Annotated in this window: 19 protein-coding genes and 1 pseudogene; 15 read left to right on the top strand and 5 right to left on the bottom strand. The window is 43.0% G+C overall.

Features of this window, described 5'->3' with window-relative positions:
- Positions 1-495 (top strand): annotated as a pseudogene (locus KHS79_RS17525) (IS3 family transposase); the annotation flags it as partial.
- 547 nt (positions 496-1,042) lie between these two features.
- Here the strand turns inward: KHS79_RS17525 and KHS79_RS17520 are convergent.
- Positions 1,043-1,279, bottom strand: coding sequence for a YdcH family protein (locus tag KHS79_RS17520; protein WP_027708451.1), 237 nt, complete (start codon positions 1,277-1,279; stop codon positions 1,043-1,045).
- Positions 1,280-1,968: 689 nt separating this feature from the next.
- On the opposite strand from KHS79_RS17520, the gene ilvG reads away from it, so the two are divergent.
- From ilvG to putP, 12 genes are all read left to right on the top strand, one after another.
- Positions 1,969-3,627: an acetolactate synthase 2 catalytic subunit gene (gene ilvG / locus KHS79_RS17515; protein WP_212720644.1), complete on the top strand. Its 1,659-nt coding sequence runs from the start codon at positions 1,969-1,971 to the stop codon at positions 3,625-3,627.
- Positions 3,614-3,877, top strand: a complete 264-nt coding sequence (locus tag KHS79_RS17510; protein WP_027708453.1) for an ACT domain-containing protein — start codon at positions 3,614-3,616, stop codon at positions 3,875-3,877. The genes ilvG and KHS79_RS17510 overlap by 14 nt, the downstream gene beginning before the upstream one ends.
- A 199-nt stretch (positions 3,878-4,076) precedes the next feature.
- Positions 4,077-5,177 (top strand): agmatine deiminase family protein, encoded by a 1,101-nt coding sequence (locus KHS79_RS17505; RefSeq protein WP_233468479.1) that lies wholly within the window; start codon positions 4,077-4,079, stop codon positions 5,175-5,177.
- A 50-nt stretch (positions 5,178-5,227) separates the two neighbouring features.
- Positions 5,228-5,563 (top strand): hypothetical protein, encoded by a 336-nt coding sequence (locus KHS79_RS17500; RefSeq protein WP_094787843.1) that lies wholly within the window; start codon positions 5,228-5,230, stop codon positions 5,561-5,563.
- A 79-nt stretch (positions 5,564-5,642) separates the two neighbouring features.
- Positions 5,643-6,335 (top strand): aspartate/glutamate racemase family protein, encoded by a 693-nt coding sequence (locus KHS79_RS17495; protein ID WP_212720657.1) that lies wholly within the window; start codon positions 5,643-5,645, stop codon positions 6,333-6,335.
- A 9-nt stretch (positions 6,336-6,344) separates the two neighbouring features.
- Positions 6,345-6,767 carry a VOC family protein gene (locus tag KHS79_RS17490; protein WP_212720643.1) on the top strand — a complete coding sequence of 141 codons (423 nt, stop codon included), beginning with the start codon at positions 6,345-6,347 and terminating at the stop codon, positions 6,765-6,767.
- Positions 6,768-7,012: 245 nt separating this feature from the next.
- Complete coding sequence (locus KHS79_RS17485) at positions 7,013-8,392, top strand: class II 3-deoxy-7-phosphoheptulonate synthase (protein WP_094787841.1); 1,380 nt, start codon at positions 7,013-7,015, stop codon at positions 8,390-8,392.
- Positions 8,393-8,402: 10 nt separating this feature from the next.
- Positions 8,403-8,894 carry a GAF domain-containing protein gene (locus tag KHS79_RS17480; RefSeq protein WP_212720642.1) on the top strand — a complete coding sequence of 164 codons (492 nt, stop codon included), beginning with the start codon at positions 8,403-8,405 and terminating at the stop codon, positions 8,892-8,894.
- A 64-nt stretch (positions 8,895-8,958) separates the two neighbouring features.
- A complete protein-coding gene (locus KHS79_RS17475; RefSeq protein ID WP_027708264.1) occupies positions 8,959-9,231 on the top strand; it encodes a PilZ domain-containing protein in 273 nt (90 codons plus the stop codon).
- 148 nt (positions 9,232-9,379) lie between these two features.
- Positions 9,380-10,222 (top strand): AraC family transcriptional regulator, encoded by an 843-nt coding sequence (locus tag KHS79_RS17470; protein WP_212720640.1) that lies wholly within the window; start codon positions 9,380-9,382, stop codon positions 10,220-10,222.
- A 413-nt stretch (positions 10,223-10,635) separates the two neighbouring features.
- Positions 10,636-13,809, top strand: coding sequence for a bifunctional proline dehydrogenase/L-glutamate gamma-semialdehyde dehydrogenase PutA (gene putA, locus KHS79_RS17465; protein ID WP_212720638.1), 3,174 nt, complete (start codon positions 10,636-10,638; stop codon positions 13,807-13,809).
- A gap of 312 nt (positions 13,810-14,121) precedes the next feature.
- The gene (putP, locus tag KHS79_RS17460; protein WP_094787838.1) at positions 14,122-15,612 is read left to right on the top strand and encodes a sodium/proline symporter PutP; all 1,491 of its coding nucleotides are present in this window, start codon (positions 14,122-14,124) and stop codon (positions 15,610-15,612) included.
- Between the two features lie 64 nt (positions 15,613-15,676).
- Here putP and KHS79_RS17455 read toward each other — a convergent pair whose 3' ends face one another.
- The 3 genes from KHS79_RS17455 to KHS79_RS17445 all read right to left on the bottom strand — a co-directional run bounded on the left by KHS79_RS17455 (position 15,677) and on the right by KHS79_RS17445 (position 17,213).
- A complete protein-coding gene (locus tag KHS79_RS17455; protein ID WP_157365445.1) occupies positions 15,677-15,814 on the bottom strand; it encodes a hypothetical protein in 138 nt (45 codons plus the stop codon).
- A 115-nt stretch (positions 15,815-15,929) separates the two neighbouring features.
- Complete coding sequence (locus KHS79_RS17450) at positions 15,930-16,541, bottom strand: TetR/AcrR family transcriptional regulator (protein WP_165773440.1); 612 nt, start codon at positions 16,539-16,541, stop codon at positions 15,930-15,932.
- A 129-nt stretch (positions 16,542-16,670) separates the two neighbouring features.
- The gene (locus KHS79_RS17445) at positions 16,671-17,213 is read right to left on the bottom strand and encodes a hypothetical protein (RefSeq protein ID WP_212720636.1); all 543 of its coding nucleotides are present in this window, start codon (positions 17,211-17,213) and stop codon (positions 16,671-16,673) included.
- A 326-nt stretch (positions 17,214-17,539) separates the two neighbouring features.
- Between KHS79_RS17445 and KHS79_RS17440 the strand changes: the two genes are divergently transcribed.
- Together KHS79_RS17440 and KHS79_RS17435 are read left to right on the top strand one after the other, a co-directional pair.
- The gene (locus tag KHS79_RS17440; RefSeq protein ID WP_212720632.1) at positions 17,540-20,497 is read left to right on the top strand and encodes a DUF748 domain-containing protein; all 2,958 of its coding nucleotides are present in this window, start codon (positions 17,540-17,542) and stop codon (positions 20,495-20,497) included.
- A gap of 72 nt (positions 20,498-20,569) precedes the next feature.
- On the top strand, positions 20,570-20,803 hold the full coding sequence (locus KHS79_RS17435) for a recombinase-like helix-turn-helix domain-containing protein (protein WP_027708271.1): 234 nt from the start codon (positions 20,570-20,572) through the stop codon (positions 20,801-20,803).
- On the opposite strand, the gene KHS79_RS17430 is transcribed toward KHS79_RS17435, so the two are convergent.
- The gene (locus KHS79_RS17430; protein ID WP_212720628.1) at positions 20,784-21,206 is read right to left on the bottom strand and encodes a hypothetical protein; all 423 of its coding nucleotides are present in this window, start codon (positions 21,204-21,206) and stop codon (positions 20,784-20,786) included. The two genes, KHS79_RS17435 and KHS79_RS17430, sit on opposite strands and share 20 nt — an antisense overlap.
- Positions 21,207-21,294 lie beyond the last annotated feature (88 nt).

Here is a 21,294-nt window from a genome sequence, read left to right as displayed (position 1 = left end):
CCAATGCTGGGTTTCTGATATTACCTATGTCAAAACAGGTGAGGGCTTCTTGTATTTAGCCGTGGTCATCGACCTGTTCGTGCGCAATGTAGTGGGCTGGTCGATGAGTGTGCGGATTAACGAAGAGTTGGTAATGAACGCGCTAAGCGCAGCCTATTGGCGCAGGAAACCCCAAAGTACAGTGATGTTTCACTCAGATCAAGGATCGCAATATACGAGTGCGAATTTTCATAGCCTGTTAAAAGATTTAAATCTTGAGCCAAGTATGAGTAGGCGAGGTAATTGTTGGGATAATGCTGTCGCTGAAAGTTTTTTCAGTAACTTGAAAAAAGAATGCGTACCGAAAAAGGGATTTAAGACAAGAGACGAAGCTAGGCAGGTGATATTCCATTATATTGAAATGTTTTATAATCCAATAGGCGTCACACACACAATGACAGGTGCTCACCAGCAAACGCTGAAGCAGCGTATTTTCAAAACCTAGAAACTGTCTAGAAAAGTCAGGCCGTACCAGACGACAATGCTCTACCAGGCTGAGCTACACTCCGTGTTGTCTTTTTGTTCATATCTTAGCATTAAAATTAGTGTGTTTAGCTTACAACGGTGCTTTTTATTCTTCAATCTATTCTATTCAAGGCTCAGTTTTCTAAAGTAGTTAATAGCTTTTTCAATGAAAACGACAATTGTTTTAATTTATTTATTATTTAAAGAGGTAACATCATAAAGTAAAAAAACAATATGGTTATGTCGCATGAGTACATGTACTTTTGGACAAGTTGAATTAGTCATACAAGAGATAACGAATGAGTTTCTCTAGTAGCCTATTCATAATAGGCTACTGGTCTTACTATTGTATGATGCTTGGCAGTTCTGATTTAATCTTTAATCATAATGACCTAACGTTATTGTTATAGCTCTGTATCTAAGGCTCTATGAAAATACTAACATTGTTCGCGCCTGTAGAATTGATGCCATAACTCTACCACAGTAGATGTGTTGACCATCATTTCAAGAAAGAATTACTTGTTTATTTCTTGGGTTATTAATCTGTTAGGGCAGAATAAATTTGATCCTTAATATGAACCCTTTTTCTTTTGAGTGAGCCATAAAAGCCATCATCAATGGGTATCTCTCGCATTTGCAAACCATGGAGTTGATGGTCAATTTCATGGTACTCAGCTGCTAGTTTTGCAAACTCAGGATTTTCTTGCTTTAGGCGGGAAATTTTGTCGCGATAATGAGGAAATTCTTCAACCAGGCTATGTTTATGCCGAATCATTGCGCTCCTCCAGCATTTAGGTTTCACATTACAAGTGTAGATAATACAAATACACCCTGCCAGTTTAAAAAATCACCACTAGTCAGATTACGTTGTGAGAAATAGTCCTGAAGAAGGCTAAGATGATGTCTCACTCAACTAGTTAATAGGAAAAAGTTAAATTTAGGGTTGTAATCATCATCAAACTATGCTGTTATTTGGTTATAGCTCGACACTGCAAGCCATGGTTAGTAAGAGAGCAGTCTATACGCATATATTTCGTTAAGTGTATTGATAAGTACATCTAGGAATTAAGTGTTGCTCTTGCTTGCAGTGAAATTCGGCTAGACTAGTAAGCGGTTTATTTATGTTGAGTTGGCAAGGTCTATATAGAACGTTTGTACAGCTTAATTAATGTTGGTGAATTTATTTAAAACGTTCATTTTCATCAATATTTTTTTGAAAATTGTTTAGAGCTTTAAATTGGTTGGTTAGCGAAGCTCTAATTTAGACAGGTTTATGACATTAGTTTTTGATATGTACGATTTATTTGTAGGTAAACTCATTAAGATTATTAAACTCGTGGTGATTATTCACCAACGAGGGGGTTTTCCTGCATAGCAACTAAAGAAAGGATACCTAAAAACCCCCGAGGCAAAACCCCGGGGGTTTTTTTTTGGCAGCTTATAATAGTTAATGGTAATTACAGCATGAATGGCGCAGAGTATATTATTCAGGCATTACAGCAGGCGGGTGTTTCAACATTGTTCGGTTATCCTGGTGGCGCAATCATGCCTGTCTATGATGCTTTATATGATAGCCAGCTTGACCATATCCTATGTCGCCATGAGCAAGGTGCTGCTTTGGCTGCAGAGGCTTATGCCCGTAGCTCAGGTAAACTCGGGGTTTGTCTTGCAACTTCAGGCCCTGGCGCTACAAACCTACTTACGGGTATTGCAAATGCTTATCTGGACTCTATCCCTCTGTTGTTTATAACGGGTCAAGTTGCTTCACCTTTAATTGGCACAGATGCGTTTCAAGAAGTGGACATCTTGGGTATGTCGATCCCTGTCGTAAAGCACAATTACCTTGTAAAAAATATTCAAGAACTGCCACGAATCCTTGAAGAAGCAATGGTTATTGCCCAGTCTGGACGTCCCGGACCAGTATTAATTGATGTACCAAAGGATATTCAATTAGCTCAAATTGTACCGTTAAACTTGCAGATGACGATTGACGACCCCGTTTGTTGCGGTGATGAATCAATTCGCCAAGCTAAGCATTTAATTGCTCAAAGTCAGCGGCCTGTCCTTTATAGTGGCGGTGGCGTAGTTTTGGCTGATGCTGTAGAAAGGTTTAGAGCGTTTTCGCAAGAGACGGGAATTCCATCCGTTGTGACATTAAAAGGCTTGGGAAATGATACGGAGCAAAACCCAAATTATTTGGGTATGCTGGGTATGCATGGAACCAAAGCTGCAAATTTAGCGGTACAAGGTTGTGATCTTTTGATTTGCGTTGGGGCACGATTTGATGATCGTGTAACAGGAAAGTTAGATACATTTGCTCCAAAAGCAAAAGTTATTCATTTGGATATTGATGCTGCTGAGTTCGGAAAACTTCGTCAACCTGATGTTATCTTACATGGTGACTTAAAACATAGCCTTAAAGCACTGTCCCAAAAATTGGATATTAGTCCTTGGCAGCAACATTGCCAAACCTTAAGGCAGACGCATTGTTGGCGTTATGACCATCCTGGTGAAAGTATTTATGCGCCTGCACTTATTAAGGAACTGGGAGAGTTGGTCTTTGATAATACTATTATTACAACGGATGTTGGCCAGCATCAGATGTGGGTGGCCCAGCATTATCCTGTTCACCACCCTAGACAGTTTCTTTCAAGTGGTGGACTAGGGACGATGGGTTTTGGTTTGCCTGCGGCGATAGGAGCTCAGTTTGCTAAACCTGATAGTACGGTAATCTGCTTCTCTGGTGACGGCTCTATTATGATGAATATACAGGAGCTAGCTACAATAAATCGTTATCGATTACCCATTAAAATAATTATTTTTGATAATCATCGCCTGGGAATGGTTAAGCAGTGGCAGGAACTATTTTTCACGGAACGATATAGCTCAGTCGAGTTAAATGATAATCCTGACTTTGTCGCAGTTGCGAATGCTTTTAATATTCCTGCCCTCCATATCAAGCATAAAAATCAAATAAAAAAAGCATTACAAACGTTACTAAGCGCTCCAGGCGCATTTTTATTACATGTAGAAATTGACCCTCAGCAAAATGTCTGGCCACTGGTTCCCCCTGGTGCTGCAAATTCGGAAATGATGGAGTGTACAAAAAATGCCACAGTTTAATTTACATTTAGTTGCTCGCAATACCCCGGGGTGCTTAGAGCGCATTCTTAACACAAGTCGTGTACGTGGTTTTGAAATAATGAACTTTTCAGCAAAACTGGATCGAAATGAGCGTTATTACCAGATTGACTTGGCTGTCAATAGTCAGCGCTCCCAGCAGTCGTTGATAATGCAACTGGCGAAACAGTATGATATTCGTGAGTTAACTCCTGTAAAAATGAAACGTATGATTCGCTCTGTGGCTATCTGATCATTAACGTTTAAAATAAAGAATCCTATTTAAAAGTGTTTAGTATACTTTTAAATAGGGTTCGTAGAGTACGTTTTTTCGCTTATATCCTTTGTTGTGGGTGTATATACATTATGAAGGGTATAAATTAAAAAAATATAAGAAAGTCACTAATCAGCTTGTTATGCTACATAATGGACTTGTGGGTAAGGGGATTATAATGCTGACAAGAAGACGTTTTATTTATAACACAAGTATTCTTGTTACAGGCTTTTGTATGCAAAACCTTGTCGCTGGCGAGCAACCTGAAAGTAGCATGGACTGGTTTGCACCTGAAGAAGGGCAGCCCCATGAGCGGACGTGGATGGCATTTGGCGCCGAAGAATCTATCTGGGGAGCTGAACTGTTACCAGTCGTACAACAAAACTTAGCCACAATTGCTCGAACAATTGCTCATTATGAACCTGTTTCAATGTTAGTGCGTGAGAGTGAGTATGACTTAGCACGACAGATGGTGGGTGATAAGGTAGAGTTAGTTGTTGCGGATTTGAATGACCTGTGGATGCGAGATACAGGGCCTGTATTTGTGATGACACAGCAAGGACAAAAAGCAGCGGTTGACTTTAATTTTAATGGTTGGGGCAATAAGCAGCAGCATAATCATGACGCTAAGGTAGCCAAACTAGTTGCCAGTAAGGCTGGTGTTAAGCTTTTAAATACCCGGCTGGTACTAGAAGGTGGGGGGATAGAAGTTGATGGTCAAGGTACTGCCATCATTACTGAAAGTTGTACGTTAAATAAAAATAGAAATCCAGGTATTTCTAAAGCTCAGTTTGAAGATTGGCTGATGCCTCTGTTAGGTTTAAATAAGATAATATGGCTACCCGGAATTAAAGGTAAAGATATTACTGATGGACATACAGACTTTTACGCTCGTTTTGCAAAACCTGGGGTAGTATTAGCGGGTTATGATCCTGATCCTCACTCATTTGATCATGACGTCACAAAACGTCATTTAGAATTACTACGTGCTGCTAAGGATGCACAAGGTAAGCCACTGAAGGTGCTTACGCTAGAAGGACCAATGACAATTCGTGAGGAATACGCGTCAGAGGATTTTGCGGCAGGCTATATTGGTTTTTACTTATGTAATGGTGCAGTTATTATGCAAGGGTTTGGTGATAAAGCTGCAGATCAGGCCGCTAAAAAAACTCTACAGGAAGTATTTCCAAAGCGAACGATAGAACAGATAAAAATTGATGGTATTGCGGCGGGGGGCGGCAGTATTCACTGTACTACACAACAGGAACCTTATGTTTAAAAAGAAACTATTGCTAGTATCTATGACTTGAAGAGCAGGAATGTTTTTTTATGAAGTATCACCATTTAGGTATTCCTACAAAGCAAAAACTACCAGATGAAAAATATTTACCTCATTTAAAAATGTATGTAAGTGGCTATGGGAAGAATGAATATGGAATCGAATGGGTAAGGTATGACGAAGATGCAAATTTTCCAAATATTGTAAAAGAGCTACCTCATGTTGCCTTTGAGGTTGAAGATCTTAGTGCTGCAATTGAAGGGAAAAATGTGATCATCAAACCTAATAGCCCTAGTCCAGGAGTTATCGTTGCTTTTATTGAAGAAAATGGTGCACCTATTGAGTTTATTCAAGTTGATCGTTCAATAGCTGAAGAAGGAATATAGCTCAATACGTTAAATATTTTTTTATAATTAACGTTGAAATACGCTGCGCATATTTTGGCTCAAATAGGTGAATTATATGATGAAAACAATTGGGCTGTTGGGAGGGATGAGTTGGGAAAGTACTGCCAGTTATTATCAACACATAAATGATGCAGTTAAATCAAAATTAGGTGGGCTACACTCGGCAGAAATTATTTTATACAGTATTGACTTTGCACCTCTAGAGAGGTTGCAGCATACCGGCAAATGGGATGAGGCAGCTCACTTACTGGCAAAAAAAGCCATCTGTCTTGAGTCTGCAGGGGCTGACTTTATTATAATTTGTACAAATACTATGCATAAAGTAGCACCTTATATAGAAAGTAAAATAGCAGTCCCATTATTACATATTGCAGATGCAACGGCTAAAAAACTTGTTTCTCAAGATATTAAAACGGTAGGGTTGCTTGGTACGGCTTTTACTATGGAAGATGCTTTTTATAAAGGTCGTTTGCACGAAAAGTACGGGTTAAATGTACTGACGCCAAATGACCAGGATAGGCAAATTGTACATCAGGTTATATATCAAGAGCTGTGTCAAGGAAAGGTTTCAGATGCATCCAAAAAGGCTTATTTAAATATTATTGATAAGTTAAGTGAGCAAGGAGCTGAAGGTGTTATTTTGGGCTGTACAGAGATAGGCTTACTTGTCAAACAGAGTGATACTCAAGTTGCATTGTTTGATACCACTCGTATTCATGCCGACTTTGCAGTAAATATCGCGTTATCATAAGGAGCAGATATGGATATTGAGCGCTATGGTATTATTCTAAACACAGAAAACTATGATGAATGTGTAGCATTTTATCGTGAATTATTCGACTTGCCCTTAATGTTTGAAAAAGTGGATGGAGACTTTCGACTGACGTGTTTGGCATTGGGTACTGCTTATTTAATGATTGAAACGGAAGGCGTTGCAAAGCGCGAAGGAAAGTCAGTTGAAGAAAGCGCGACCAAACTCAGGCTCAATGTAAAAGATATTCAGGCAGCGTTAGATAATGTTAGAGCCTATGATTCAAATGCAGGCATTGTCGAACATGAATGGGGGTTAGTTATTAATATCGTCGACCCAGATGGAAACCATGTGAGTATTCGCGATGAGACTGGTTTTATTGAGCAGCTACACTCAAAGAACATTTGCGAAGACTATACTAACCTTGCATAATCTGGGCTTACCAAATAATACACCTTATAGATGGTGGATATCTTGGATGAAGACCCTTAGTGATGTATACAGTTTAAAGCTTTTACTGCAAAGCATTAATAAAAACAGGTAAAAGTGTTATGAAAAGTGTGTACTCTTATAGTGCTGTTTTATGCTGCTCACTAAGGGCTTGTATTAAACCGTTATTAGCTTTGAAAATCGATTATTGGGTAATGATTGCAATTTAAGTGAGCAAGTAATTATTTATGAAGCAGTGGACTCCCTCCGGATGGAGAAACTTCCCTATCCAGCAACAACCAACGTACCCCGATCAAAATACACTAAACCTGGTTGAGCAAAACCTGGCTCAAATGCCTCCACTAGTGTTTGCAGGTGAAGTACGACAGTTACGCCAACATTTTGAAGATGTGACTGCAGGTAAGGCATTTCTATTGCAAGGTGGCGATTGTGCGGAAAGCTTTGCGGAGTTTAATGCGACAAATATTCGAGACACTTTCAAAGTGATGTTGCAGATGGCAGTGGTGCTGACGTTTGCCGCTGCTTGTCCGGTGGTTAAAGTTGGACGGCTTGCGGGCCAGTTTGCTAAACCTCGATCTGCAGGTACAGAAGTGATTGATGGTGTTGAACTGCCAAGTTATCGTGGTGATATTATCAACTGTATTGATTTTACCGCAGAAGCAAGAACCCCTGATCCTCACCGCTTAGTACGTGCATATAATCAATCTGCCGCGACCCTAAACTTATTACGTGCGTTTGCCCAAGGAGGCTTGGCAGACTTACATCAGGTACATCGTTGGAATTTAGGGTTTTTGGCTAACAGCAGTCAGGGTGAGCGTTATCAACATCTTGCTGACCGTATTGATGAGGCGCTTGCGTTCATGGCGGCCTGTGGTATTTCAAGTCATAACACATCAGCCATTCGTGAGACAGATTTTTACACTTCACATGAAGCACTTTTATTGAATTATGAAGAAGCGCTTACTCGTCAGGATAGCCTAACGGGTGACTGGTATGACTGTTCTGCGCATATGTTGTGGATTGGTGATCGTACCCGACAAGTTGAAGGTGCCCATGTGGAGTTTTTACGAGGGGTACATAACCCGATTGGAATAAAAGCAGGGCCTACGACCAACACTGACGATCTTATTACCTTATTAGATACATTGAATCCAGCCAATGAGCCAGGCCGAATCAATGTCATCGTGCGGATGGGAGCGGGGTTGGTTGAAAAGAACTTGCCACGACTTATCCAGGCAGTCCAAAAAGAAGGAAAGCAAGTGTTGTGGAGCTGTGACCCTATGCATGGTAATACCATTAAAGCAGGGACAGGCTACAAAACACGTGCGTTTGATGACATATTGGCTGAGGTTAAACACTTCTTTGCTGCGCATCAGGCTGAAGGCACTTATGCTGGAGGCGTTCATTTTGAAATGACAGGGCAAAATGTTACTGAGTGTATAGGTGGTGCTCAAGCGATTACCGAAGAGGGATTATGCGATCGTTACCATACACATTGCGATCCTCGTTTAAATGCAGATCAAGCGCTGGAGTTAGCATTTCTTATTTCAGAAACGCTAAAAGAGTGTCGGCAGTATTATCTTAACGGCTCAAAAACTAACGGGTAAAGGTGAGCTAATGATTGAGATAGCAGACCAGCTGTCTGATATGGAAAAACCGGCTTTTTATAATGACCTGCAGCTTTTGGCTGCAGGTCTGCTTGAGGGGGATGATGACTTGATTTCATCCCTTGCTAACTTAAGTAGTTTACTGTTTTGGCAATTAGCCGATATTAACTGGGCTGGCTTTTATCTTTTATCTGATAAAGAACTGGTTTTAGGGCCTTTTCAAGGCAAACCTGCGTGTAACCGGATACCTGTTGGACAGGGGGTGTGTGGCACTGCTGTAGCGAAAGGAACAACTCAGGTTGTTGCAGATGTTCAGCAGTTTCCTGGGCATATTGCCTGTGATAGTGCATCACGTAGTGAGCTGGTTATACCGCTATTTGATAAACAAGGAAACTGTCGTGGAGTATTAGATATTGATAGTCCAAGCCTGGCACGTTTTGATCAGGAGGATGCTGTGGGGCTGCAGTCCATAACGGATTTACTTTTAAATAAATGGTCCTAAAACTGGAGATATGGCAGGGCTTGTGCTTAGCTATGGAGTAGTTGTATTGGGGTCTCAATAACCTATGACGGAAAAACGGCGTACTGACCGCACAAAAGTAACGTTTGTTGTTGAAGTGACCATACCAGAAGGTGATTCTAAGCGTCTAAAAACTCAAGATATTTCCGATGGTGGGGTATTTCTTCTTGCAGACGACTTTTTTCCAGAGTTGGGAACAGTGGTAGATATTCAGGTTGTTGGTTTACCTGGAGGTGATGCCCCTCGCTTACAAATGGAAGTTGTGCGTCATACCGACAATGGTTTTGGATTGCGTATGATTAATAAAGATCGTGACTAGCTTCTTAACGCCTCTTTAATCTTTCTATGATGTGGACTACTTTATCCTGCATTAATCCAGTCGTTGCATTGTCATGTGCAGCGAGCTATCCTCGCCCAGAATAAACGTACAAGAAAAATGATCCTCATTCTGCGTGGGGTGTAGCACAATGCATGCAGTCGAAGTTATGAGTCTGCCGCAGCAAAGTAAACGGCATCAGCACTCTTTTCATCAACTTGTTGTTGGTCTTGAAGGTACTACTGAGTTTGAAATTGCGGGTAAAGGTAGTTGGGTTGATTCAGGTAAAGGTTGCCTGGTTCCTTCAGACTGCTCCCATTACTTTTGTGGGTGTGGTGAAAACCGTATATGGGTGGTGAACATTCCTTTAAATGGTTCGTCTAGTCATATTTCGCCAGAAATTGTAGAGCGTTTATTTAATCAACCGGGCTATTTTGAGCTGGATCCTGAGTTAAGACAACTGATTCATGTTGCTGCACGAGAAGTTCAGCGTTTTCCTCATAACACTGCACTGGCACAGCACTTGGCTGTCAGTTTCATGCTGGCGGTAGGCGAGCGCATTCAGTCAATTGCTAATGTGAAAACCTGTGTGGGTCCATTGGTAAAATACAATAGTGAATTAGGTATTAACGCATCAAACAGCAAATTACCTAATGCCCCTCTCGACTTTTGCCGGCTCGAAAGTTATGTGGAACGTCATTTACATCAAAAGATTTCAATTATCCAGCTTGCACGTCAAGCTTGTTTAAGCCCGAGCCACTTTCACGCAGTATTCAAGGCTCAGTCAGGATTGACCCCTCATCAATATGTTACTCAACTGCGAATTCAGCGTGCTAAAGCGTTACTTACTACAACCTCTTTGTCTCTCATTGATATTGCTCAACAGGCAGGGTTCTCTAGTCAGAGTGCTTTGACTCATGCATTAAAACAGAAGACGGGACAAACCCCAGGCCAGTTGCGTAAGTGGAGTCATGGTGCTTGTCTCTCAATGTGAGGCTGTCGAAAAACTATTGCGCTTGCAAGTGCTGCGTTAAAAATCAGCTAAAAATGCAATTTTAAGAAATGCATAGTCCTAAATCAGAGTTTTTTACAAAAAAATCATAGTTTTTTGTAAGACCTGTAACCTTCCTGACGTTACATTTGGGTTAATAACAACAGTTATACCCTGTGGAGGCTGTTCTTTGCTGTGGGTATAACACTTAAAACCATCGCTTTATTTTTTGGAACCTTGGCTCATAACAATTAACAACTCGGGTCAGGGGTTGATAACAAACAAAGCATTTTTTTGTACAGCCTAGCACGCCACCTATCGCCAATTAGGGTAACTGCAGAGAAAACCATCCTTTGTGTTTGGGGTGAGTTTGCCTATTGCTCGATGGTTTGTGACCAGGCTGTCGGGGAGGGTGTATGTTTCCGGTCAAACAGGTATTTGATCCAGCCTTTATTCAGCAACAACCACAAACCTTATGGCCATTCATCAGCCAAAATTATGCAGTTGATGAAACAGGTTATGTACAACAGCTTATTGCTGAAGCTGAACCTGATGCCCAACAACTTCAAAAAGTCACTGAACAAGCCACCCGGTTAATTGAGCAGGTTCGAGCTCAAGATGATGCTATTCATATGATTGATGCCCTCTTGCTTGAGTACAGCCTGGATACGCAAGAAGGCATTTTGCTGATGTGTTTGGCGGAAGCTTTGATGCGTATTCCTGATGCAGAGACTGCTGATGCCTTGATTAAAGATAAGTTGAGCGTGGCCGACTGGAAGGGTCACTTAAAGAAAAGTGACTCTGTGTTAGTCAATATGTCGACTTGGGGGTTATTGCTGACAGGGAAGGTTGTTACGCTAGATAGCCAAATTGATGGTGCGCCCACTAATGTCATTAATCGATTAGTTAACCGTTTAGGTGAGCCCGTGGTGCGGCAGGCAATGCACCAAGCTATGAAAATCATGGGCAAGCACTTTGTGCTGGGGCGTACTATAAAAGAAGCGTTGAAGAACAGCTATAAGCCCAGGGACAAAGGTTTCACTTATTCTTTTGATATGTTGGGTGAGGCAGCACTCACTCAGACTGATGCTAAAAAATATTATGATGATTATGCGCAGGCGATAGCGGCTGTAGGCAAAGATAACTATAAAAGTGAGGGTACGACACCACGCCCTTCTATTTCGATCAAGCTATCGGCACTTCACCCTCGTTATGAACCAACTCACTCACAGCGGGTATTAACTGAATTATTTGAGACAGTACGTTCATTAATTACTCTGGCTCGCGAGCATGATGTAGCCATTACTATTGATGCTGAGGAGGCTGATCGTTTAGAGCTATCACTGCAGTTGTTTGAGAAGCTTTATCGAGATCCGGTAAGCCAGGGTTGGGGCAAGTTGGGGTTAGTCGTACAGGCTTATTCTAAGCGTGCTTTACCGGCTTTAGCCTGGCTTGCATCATTAGCGAAGCAACAGCGTGATTGCATACCCGTTCGCTTGGTGAAAGGTGCTTACTGGGATAGTGAGATCAAGCACTGTCAACAACTGGGGTTAGCTGGATATCCGGTTTTTACCCGTAAAGAAGCGACTGATATTTCCTATTTGGTTTGTGCGCGCTTTTTATTGGAAGGGCACTTAAGAGGACTCATTTACCCTCAGTTCGCCAGTCATAATGCGCATACCGTAGCCAGCGTGTTAACTATGGCAACTCACAAAGAGTTCGAGTTCCAGCGGCTGCATGGTATGGGCGATGCGCTGTATAATACCGTCATTACCAACTATAAGCAGAGCGTGAGAATTTATGCACCTGTAGGTGCACACAAAGACTTATTGCCCTACCTGGTACGTCGATTGTTAGAAAATGGTGCTAACTCATCTTTCGTGCACCGCTTAGTGGATGCCAGAACCCCCGTTTCTGAACTGGTTAAACATCCAGTAGCACAAATTCAGCAGTACGCCTGTGTCGCCAATAACCGCATTCCTCTGCCATCTCATCTCTACGGTAGCCAACGCCTGAACTCCAAAGGCTTCAACATTGCTATTCAATCCGAGTGGCAACCATTGGCAGAGCAACGACAGAGTTTTATGCATCACCAGTGGCAAGCAGGTCCATTAATCAATGGCAAGCCGTTGCTTGATAAGAACGTAGAACCTGTTGTCAGTCCTTACAATTCTGACGATAAGGTTGGTCGTGTTTCATGGGCTACGGATGAGCAAGTTACAGAGGCTGTGCAAGTGGCTTATGACAGTTGGGCCAGTTGGAATATCACGCCAGTCTCTGAGCGTGCTGCCTGTTTGCAGCGTGTTGCTGATTTGCTGGAAGCGAATATGGCTGAGTTGATTGCACTCTGTCATCGAGAAGCAGGTAAGACTATCCAAGATAGTATTGATGAGATTCGAGAAGCCGTTGACTTTTGTCGCTACTATGGGCTGTTGGGGCAGCAAATGTTTGGTGCTGAGCAAGTGATGCCTGGCCCTACGGGAGAAAGTAATCACTTGTACTGGCAAGGTCGAGGTGTTTTTGTCTGTATTAGCCCTTGGAACTTTCCACTGGCTATTTTTATGGGGCAGGTTGTTGCTGCATTAGTATCAGGCAATACAGTGATTGCAAAGCCTGCGGAACAAACTAGCTTGATCGCGTATCGGGCTGTTGAACTGTTACTGCAAGCCGGTATACCCAGTAATGTTATTCAATGCTTGCCAGGTGATGGGGCAACAGTTGGTGCCAAACTCGTTGCGGATGAGCGAATAGGGGGGGTGGCCTTTACCGGCTCTACCCAAACGGCTCAAGCCATAAACCGGACACTGGCTGCACGAAAGGGGGCCATAATTCCGTTTATTGCTGAAACCGGTGGTCAGAATGCCATGATTGTGGATAGCACTGCACTTCCTGAACAGGTGGTTCGAGATGTTGTGCAATCAGCATTTGCGTCTGCCGGGCAGCGTTGCTCTGCACTGCGGGTGTTATTTGTGCAGCAAGACGTGGCACCACGCATACTGCAACTGTTGGCAGGGGCGATGGCGGAGTTAAAAGTCGGTGATCCGAGTGCATTATCCACTGATGTTGGACCAGTAATTGATAGCGATGCCAGACAACTACTGATTAGGCATATTGAACAAATGCAGCAAGAGGCTGAGGTTATTGCCGAGGGAGCCTTGCCTTCTGCTCAAAAAGGTCACTTCGTTGCACCTGTTGCTTTCAAAATTAATTCGATGGCTCAGTTGGAGAAGGAAAACTTTGGGCCGATTTTGCACGTAGTGACTTATGCGGCTCAGGAGCTTGATCAGTTGCTAGAGCAGATCAACCAGGCGGGTTATGGACTGACACTGGGCATTCATACCCGAAACGAAGCAACTGCTGAGTATATTGATCGCAGGGTACGCATTGGTAATGTGTATATTAATCGTAACCAAATTGGTGCTGTTGTAGGGGTACAGCCATTTGGTGGACAAGGGTTATCTGGAACAGGTCCCAAGGCTGGAGGCCCCCATTATCTTTATCGATTTGCTACAGAACGCACGCGCACGGTTAATACCACTGCAGTGGGTGGCAATGCGACGCTATTGTCACTGGGTACCGAGAGCGTGTAGCCTTTAGGCGTGGGTCAGTGTAGACTCGCGCCTTTTCTTTTTTAAAAATGCCTGAGCAGTCCAAAAGTGGCTGCAGGTTTTTATCGCTGCTGTCTTCATTGGCGCAGTGCTTAATCAACCTCTGGTCAGCGTTGACCCAGGGTTGATTTCATAACAAGAGTGAGCAAGGAGCTAATAAATTAACACGAGTGAAGTGAGCAATTCGTTTTGCCCGTGGATTTTACGACAGCAATGCTCTGGATTAGCTGGGATGCTTTTTGGAGAATAACAATAACGTGTCGGAAGACACTACCAGTAGTGGGGTTTAACTTGATGTCAGAAGCAGTAAATAACGTAATTATTACCTCAACGTTTTTAGTGTACCTCGTAGGAATGTTGTTGATTGGCTGGTGGGCTTATCGGCGGACAGCAGATTCTACGGATTACTTTTTGGGAGGACGCTCATTAGGCCCATGGCCTGCTGCATTAAGTGCAGGGGCTTCGGATATGAGTGGTTGGTTGTTACTTGGGTTACCCGGTTATGCCTTTGCATCCGGGATGGAGTCAGCCTGGCTAGCAATAGGCTTGTTGGTGGGCACATGGCTTAATTGGCTAATTGTGGCTCGTCGGTTGCGCACCTACAGTATTATCGCCAACAACTCATTAACGTTACCTGAATTTTTCTCAAACCGTTTTGCAGATCGCACCAGCTTGCTGCAAGTGATTTGTGCCATATTTATCTTGCTCTTTTTCTTGTTTTATACCAGCTCTGGATTAGTGGCTGGTGGCAAACTATTCAATCAGGTTTTTGGGGTTGATTATACATGGGCGGTATTGATTGGCATGGTGTGTGTTGTTTCATATACCTTATTTGGTGGGTTTTTAGCCGTGTCCTGGACGGACCTGGTGCAAGGTCTCCTGATGGCTGCTGCATTACTGATTGTGCCAGTCATTGCTATTCAAACCAATGGCGGGCTTGAGGCAACCCTTACCGCCGTTAAGACGAAAAACCCAGAGCTTTTGACCTTGTTTAATGATGTTAAGGGTGATCCGCTTTCACTCATTGCAGTCCTTAGTTTGCTGGGCTGGGGGTTAGGCTATTTTGGGCAACCTCATATTCTTGCGCGCTTTAAGGCGGCTCGTGCGAATAAAGAAATTCCAACAGCAAGAAGAATTGCCGTTAGCTGGACAGCAATAAGCTTGTTTGGTGCAGCCTTAGTTGGTTTTGCTGGAATTGGCATGGAGCAAACAATCGGTGACTCAGAAACTGTTTTTATGGTGATGGTGAATGCGCTATTTCATCCTGTAATTGCAGGTATTTTATTAGCCGCTATTTTAGCCGCCATTATGAGTACGGCTGATTCCCAGCTTTTAGTGTGCTCATCAGCAGTGGCCGAAGACTTTTATAAAGCGATTGTCAAAAAAGATGCAAGTCCAAAACAAGTGATGCTTATTGGCCGGATTGCCGTCTTAAGTATTGCCGTAGTAGCGACATTACTTGCGTTGGATGAAAACAGCAAAGTACTTGATTTAGTCTCATACGCTTGGGCTGGTTTTGGCGCTGCATTTGGGCCGGCATTGGTTCTCTCCCTGTATTGGAAGCGCATGAATTTGCCTGGTGCATTGGCAGGTATTATCGTAGGTGGCTTGACCGTAGTGGTATGGAAACAGTTTGAAGGTGGTTGGTTTGATTTATATGAAATCATTCCAGGTATTATTCTTTCACTGGTAGCTATTATTGGTGTCACCTTAGCCACAGATGAGCCATCAGAGGAAATTAATCAACAGTTTGAAAAAATGAAGGCAAGCTTGGATACAATGTAAGTTTATTAAAAACATTGTTGGCTTGATGAAATAGGGCGGCAGGTGCCGCCTTATTTTTTTGTTACTACTCTGCAATTCCTTTTAACCATACATAGCAAGGCCAGAGTATCGCTCCAATGGCAATAACCCACAGCAAAACATCACCAATTTGATGTTCAATATCATTTAACTTTTCCAACCATTGATATTTTTTATTGGCCATGAGCTAGCGAGTAAACTGAAGGACTTAATAAGCACGGAGGACTTAACAGAGGTGCTTTTAATTGTTTAGCATAGGCCTTTAAAAGAAACACTGCTTTAATAAGTTGATAAGTGTATTAAGCAGGGTGAGTTAAAATGCCCTGCATAAGTGTATTGGCAATGGCTTTCATAAGCTGCTCCTTATCGTCGACACAGCTTTGGTCAATAAGCCCATCAATAAGCAATGATGCTAAACCATGGACAGTAGACCAGGCACTTAGCGCTAATAACTCCGTAGCGGTATTGCGAAATACACCCTGGCTAATGCCTGCCTCAATGATTTGCAAGATGGCATCGTAGGATTGCTCCGTGGTGCGATCCAGCCCAGGAAAGCATTTTTCATGGAAGTGGGCACTACCAAACATCAAGCGATAATGTTCTGGATGAGTAAGCGCAAAGTTGACATAGCTGACACCAGCTTGCTCCATGGCCTGAATGGGATCTTGCTGAGCCGTTTGGGTGGCGGGTTGTAGGGCATGTGCTAGTAAATTGAAACCTTCGGCGGCAAGTTCAGCGAGCAGTGCATCTTTATCTGCAAAGTGGCGATAGGGTGCAGTTTGAGAAACTCCTAAGTCACGCGCCAGTGCTCTAAGACTGACTTTATCTGCGCCATACTGTCGAACGTGGTCAAGGGCCACTGAAAGTAAAGCTGCTTTTAGGTTACCGTGGTGATAAGAAGGTTTTTGCATGTGTCGCGACAACCTTAGATTTGCTTTTTTATAAAGTACGACACATGTTGACACCGAGCACATTGAATGTCTAGTAGTGAGCAATGCTGCTTTAACAGCCCAGGCTTAGTCCTGTGGATCGCAGTGCGCTCAAAGATGATTAGTAGGATGAAGGTGCGCCAGAGGGTTGGTGAAAACAGAGTCTACGCCCACATAGCTAGCCTCAGGGTGATATTGATTCATATTGGCACGAACTCTAGGCTCTTCGTGACGTCGTGCATCAACCATAATCAAATATTTACCACTGTCCAGGGCATCATGAAACTGACTAATTTTATAATTCTCATGAGAGAGTCCTGCGAGGCCGCCAACCCAGGTACCAAACATTGTAAATAGCACTATCACTGCCACGAATGTCATCCAGTGGACATCGCTGCCGGTTGGCGTGAGCTGGAGAGCAAAGTAGCCCGCGAAGCAACCAGCTAATAAGCCAATCATCGCACCTTGTTCACCACGATGAATCATATCGCAGCGCTGTATTGGGTTTGCCGCATGGAGCTGGTGGTTATACAGGCCCGCATCATCTCGACTTAAGACGTGGAAACGCCAGTTGGTGATACCTTCAGCATGTAAGTCTTCTGAAATACGTTCAACATCGTCAATGTTATCGGCTAAATAGTAAAGTCGTTTCATGGTGTCACAACCCTTGTTGAGTGATTCTCCCTTAAATATAAGTATTAGTCTTGCTATCGTCAGGGCTTAGACTGTTTTTGCATCAGCTCTAGACTGAATACTGCTGGATGTTTTTAATTGCTAGGATCAAATTATGATCCTGAAACACCTGTCGTCTTTACAAATAGTGAAAGTAATGAAAAAAATATTGTGCAGAGTCAGTTGTACACTCGTTCAGTGATTACCTTTGCTTTTGCTAATGAGTAGACATGATTGGTCTGGTTATTTTCCTAATGTAGCGTGTTAGTATATTTAGCCTTTTGTTATAAATTTTTTGAGCGATGGTTATGGTTGAAAATACCGAGCAAAAAAAAGATCGTCCTTTTTTTCGGCGCGGGCGTCGCTGGCTACTTATTGTAGGTGGGATATATGCCGGCTATGCTGCTACTGTCGGCTTGGTAATACCTTATTTTGCATCTGACATCTTTGACTGGATGCTTGCCGATAAGCCTGACTATCAAATTAAGCTCAACAAACTAGCCATTAACCCTTTTACTTTGCAAGTTTCAGCGCATGATATGACGCTGGAGTATCAACCAAACCCACAGGCAAAGTCTATTAAACAGGCTGGCTTTAATGCTCTGGATTTTAACGTTGATGTGTGGCCTCTTATCACTGGGCAAGTAAGATTGCCATCAATTAGCTTACAGCAGCCGTATGCCTTAGTGGATATTGATACTTCAGGCCAGCTTAACTGGATGAAGCTCGCACCAGAAAGCACATCATCACAAGAAGATAAACATTTAACGTCAGATAAAAAAGAAAGTGTTAAAAATACGACAGCTTTGCCCAATGTGCTTATCGATAAGATCGCAATAACAGAAGGTAAAGTGATTTATCGAGATCAACGCCTGAAGCAAGGTAAGGATGTGACGGTGGATGATATTAACTTATCACTCCACAATGTGAGCACCCAAGTTGGCCAATCTACAGCCCTATCACTGACATCAACCCTGGATACAGGGGGCGTGGTAACCGCTTCTGGTAACGCGAATATTGCCGAACAGCAGGCTAAGCTACAGGTTCAGGGGCAAGATATTAACCTTGGTTTTATACAGCCATGGCTGTCATCGTTGGGTTCAAATCTTAAAATTAATAAAGGCAAGCTGATGTGGGATGCTGGTCTAGCCTGGCATCCTAAGTCTGGGCTGACAGCAAAAGCTAAAAAGATTGCAGTTCAAGATATTGCTGTGACAACAACAGCAGCCTGGACTGCATCTTTAACAGAAGCAATGGTGAAAGATCTGGAGCTGGTCTTAAGTAAACAGCGACTGTTGATTCCCAGTATTCAGGTCTCAGGTCCAGAGCTCCGATTGACGTTGGGACAAGATGGTCAACCCAAAGACTTGCCCTTTTTTCCTGCAGCACCTGATGAGCCTGCTGAAACAACACCTTGGCAGTGGCAAGTGGCAGATATTCAGGTATCGAAAGGAAATTTACACCTTCAGAATCAACAGATTACACCAGCTGTTGATCATCAAGTTCGTTTGGCAAGCGCCTCTGTAAAAGGGGTATCCAGTGACATTAATAAGCCCATCACTATTTCCGTCAGTAGTCAGCTCATGCCTTCAGGTGATGTCTCAGCCAAAGGTGAGCTAAACCTGAAGTCGGGTGCTACTCATTGGCAACTCAACGTTGCCAAGTTAGGACTTGCGGTTGCATCGCCTTATATCAAGGTTCGGCGCTTAAAGGTCAACAGTGGTCAGCTGGGAAGTGAGCTACGCATTATCGGTAATTTACAGCAGCCTGATGCCTGGAAAGTTCAAGGTACACTGGTAGTTTCAGATTTACAGCTTGCTAACTTGAAGAATCAACGCTTACTCTCCTGGCAATCACTGCAAGGGGATCAACTTAATTTTTCTATGCAACCGTTGGCTTTGACCATTAATGAGTTGGCGCTTACTAAGCCATTTATTGATATGCAAATTAATCGTCAGCGTAAGTTGAATTTACTGCAGCTGGCCTCAGAAGATGAACAACAAACGACTGCTGGCGAGAAAAAAGCAAGTGGCGAAAAGAAAAATACAGGGAGTAAGTCAGAGTTTGCCTTTTCGTTACAGCGGTTGGCCATCACTAATGGAAAAATGCATTTTAGCGATGAGTCTTTGGTGAGAAAGTTTGCCAGTGATGTAGAAAAGCTTTCAGGATACATTGGTCCGATTGATACTCAGCAGCCAAAGCTGGCAAAAATTGATTTGAGTGGGCAGGTTGAAAAACAGTCACCCGTGAGTATTTCAGGTGAGTTCCTCCCGCTCAATTTCCATCAGCAAGCCAACTTAAAAATGCATTTTGAGCGGTTGCCACTGCGCAGTCTTACGCCTTATTCAGGACAGTTTGTAGGATACGCGATTAAGTCCGGGAGCTTGCAGGCTGATTTACACTACCAGGTAAAGGATAACCAGTTGGTAGCGGATAATCGTTTTGTGATCCGACAGTTAACCTTGGGCGAAAAGGTTAACAGCCCCGAAGCTGTTGATGTACCTCTTAAGCTGGGTATTGCTCTGTTAAAAGACAGCCGCGGAAATATCGATCTGGACTTGCCTGTGAAAGGCAATTTATCCCAGCCAGATATCAGTTATGGTGGGTTGATCCTAAAAGCACTTTTTAGCAATATTACTAAAGTAGTAACCTCTCCATTTACGGCACTTGCAGGGTTGTTGCCAGAAGGTTCTGAAGATATTCAACAGCTGGACTTTAAGCCAGGAAGCTATGAAATAGCACCAGCATTTCAGGATCGATTGCATCAGCTAGTCAAAGCGCTTCAAGAACGCCCTAAACTGCAATTAACAATTACTGGACAGGCCAATGAGTTGCTGGATAGTAAAGCAATCGCGTTTCAGTTGCTGGAGCAACAACTTCAGCAAACTTACCTCAAACAGAACCCTAAACTGGCAGAAACCCTAGGAAAAGAAGCATTTGAATTGACTACCTTACAACGGCAGGAGGCGCTCATAGGGTTGTATGAGACCTGGCTTGAACAGGGGCGTATTAAGTCATTAGCAAAACAAGTTACACAGGATGCTCAACAGTTAGCTGAGCAGCTAGTGGTTAAAATACCTGTACCACCAATCACTATACGTTCGTTGGCTGAGAGGCGGGCTCAAGCTATTGCTGATTTTCTTATTGATCAGTATGGTTTAGCGAAGGAGCGAGTTGCGTTGCTAGAGGTCAACACGCTGATGAAGCCAGATAAGGATAATACCATCCCTACGCTACTGGGACTGCAAGTCATTGGTGAAAAGTAAGGCACCTGATGTGTATCGACAGGTGTGTACGTATTAGTGATGATTTTTGGCATAAAACACAAGGATAAGTAAATGAAAGACCTGAAAGTGGAAGTTAAAAAGCGTTCAGCGAAGTCAGATCAGCATGCGGCTGAAGTGGATGAGCAGCGGAGGCATGCCATCCAACGCTTGCTAAAGAAACATCACAATATCAAGCAGGTATGTCAAAAGTTAAATGAGCAAGCAGTGACTTCTCCGGATGGGCAGCCTTGGCATTATGAAATGCTGGTTGCTGAGTGTCAGCGCCTCAAGATTGCCCTTCACTAGTGTTGGAGTGTGGGGTTTCTGTTTCTGATAAAGGGTAGGGGTTATTTTTGAGTAGTTCAGTAAAAGCTTGTTGCTTTTGGTTTGCTGAGAGAGCCTGTTGTTGGCTTGATACCTCAGGAATAAGAGGCGTTAAATCCCACTTTTCGTTGCCAGTGGGTAATACTGGTTCATGGGATGAAGTATTATGTTGGTTTGGTTTTTGATGCTCTGGTGTAGCAGCAAGCTGCAGCCAGCTATCAATCACATCTAATGCTTCAATTAAGCCTGCTGTTTCACCGCTATCCTCTGCTAATGTCTGTAGCTTTTTCAAAATATTTTCGCGTATCTTCATCACCTTGGTGGGTGTCAGGTGAGCTTGGTTCGCATTTAACCATTGCTGAGCGGATAAGCCATTTGTTGCCATAACAAGTACTGAAAACTTCGTGAAATACGGATCTGCAGTGTAGCACTAAGCTTTAATATAAGTGAATGTGTAAATTGTGCAGGTCTTT

The organism is Zooshikella ganghwensis, assembly GCF_018263875.1.
GTDB classification, from domain to species: Bacteria; Pseudomonadota; Gammaproteobacteria; order Pseudomonadales; family Zooshikellaceae; genus Zooshikella; species Zooshikella ganghwensis.
The sequence above is the reverse complement of the archived record's forward strand: the minus strand, read 5'-3'. Positions and strand labels throughout refer to the sequence as shown.

Coding starts and splice junctions, on each gene's coding strand:
- KHS79_RS17520 (WP_027708451.1), bottom strand. CDS start 1,279: ATGATTCGGCATAAACATAGCCTGGTTGAAGAATTTCCTCATTATCGC.
- ilvG (WP_212720644.1), top strand. CDS start 1,969: ATGAATGGCGCAGAGTATATTATTCAGGCATTACAGCAGGCGGGTGTT.
- KHS79_RS17510 (WP_027708453.1), top strand. CDS start 3,614: ATGCCACAGTTTAATTTACATTTAGTTGCTCGCAATACCCCGGGGTGC.
- KHS79_RS17505 (WP_233468479.1), top strand. CDS start 4,077: ATGCTGACAAGAAGACGTTTTATTTATAACACAAGTATTCTTGTTACA.
- KHS79_RS17500 (WP_094787843.1), top strand. CDS start 5,228: ATGAAGTATCACCATTTAGGTATTCCTACAAAGCAAAAACTACCAGAT.
- KHS79_RS17495 (WP_212720657.1), top strand. CDS start 5,643: ATGAAAACAATTGGGCTGTTGGGAGGGATGAGTTGGGAAAGTACTGCC.
- KHS79_RS17490 (WP_212720643.1), top strand. CDS start 6,345: ATGGATATTGAGCGCTATGGTATTATTCTAAACACAGAAAACTATGAT.
- KHS79_RS17485 (WP_094787841.1), top strand. CDS start 7,013: ATGAAGCAGTGGACTCCCTCCGGATGGAGAAACTTCCCTATCCAGCAA.
- KHS79_RS17480 (WP_212720642.1), top strand. CDS start 8,403: ATGATTGAGATAGCAGACCAGCTGTCTGATATGGAAAAACCGGCTTTT.
- KHS79_RS17475 (WP_027708264.1), top strand. CDS start 8,959: ATGACGGAAAAACGGCGTACTGACCGCACAAAAGTAACGTTTGTTGTT.
- KHS79_RS17470 (WP_212720640.1), top strand. CDS start 9,380: ATGCATGCAGTCGAAGTTATGAGTCTGCCGCAGCAAAGTAAACGGCAT.
- putA (WP_212720638.1), top strand. CDS start 10,636: ATGTTTCCGGTCAAACAGGTATTTGATCCAGCCTTTATTCAGCAACAA.
- putP (WP_094787838.1), top strand. CDS start 14,122: ATGTCAGAAGCAGTAAATAACGTAATTATTACCTCAACGTTTTTAGTG.
- KHS79_RS17455 (WP_157365445.1), bottom strand. CDS start 15,814: ATGGCCAATAAAAAATATCAATGGTTGGAAAAGTTAAATGATATTGAA.
- KHS79_RS17450 (WP_165773440.1), bottom strand. CDS start 16,541: ATGCAAAAACCTTCTTATCACCACGGTAACCTAAAAGCAGCTTTACTT.
- KHS79_RS17445 (WP_212720636.1), bottom strand. CDS start 17,213: ATGAAACGACTTTACTATTTAGCCGATAACATTGACGATGTTGAACGT.
- KHS79_RS17440 (WP_212720632.1), top strand. CDS start 17,540: ATGGTTGAAAATACCGAGCAAAAAAAAGATCGTCCTTTTTTTCGGCGC.
- KHS79_RS17435 (WP_027708271.1), top strand. CDS start 20,570: ATGAAAGACCTGAAAGTGGAAGTTAAAAAGCGTTCAGCGAAGTCAGAT.
- KHS79_RS17430 (WP_212720628.1), bottom strand. CDS start 21,206: ATGGCAACAAATGGCTTATCCGCTCAGCAATGGTTAAATGCGAACCAA.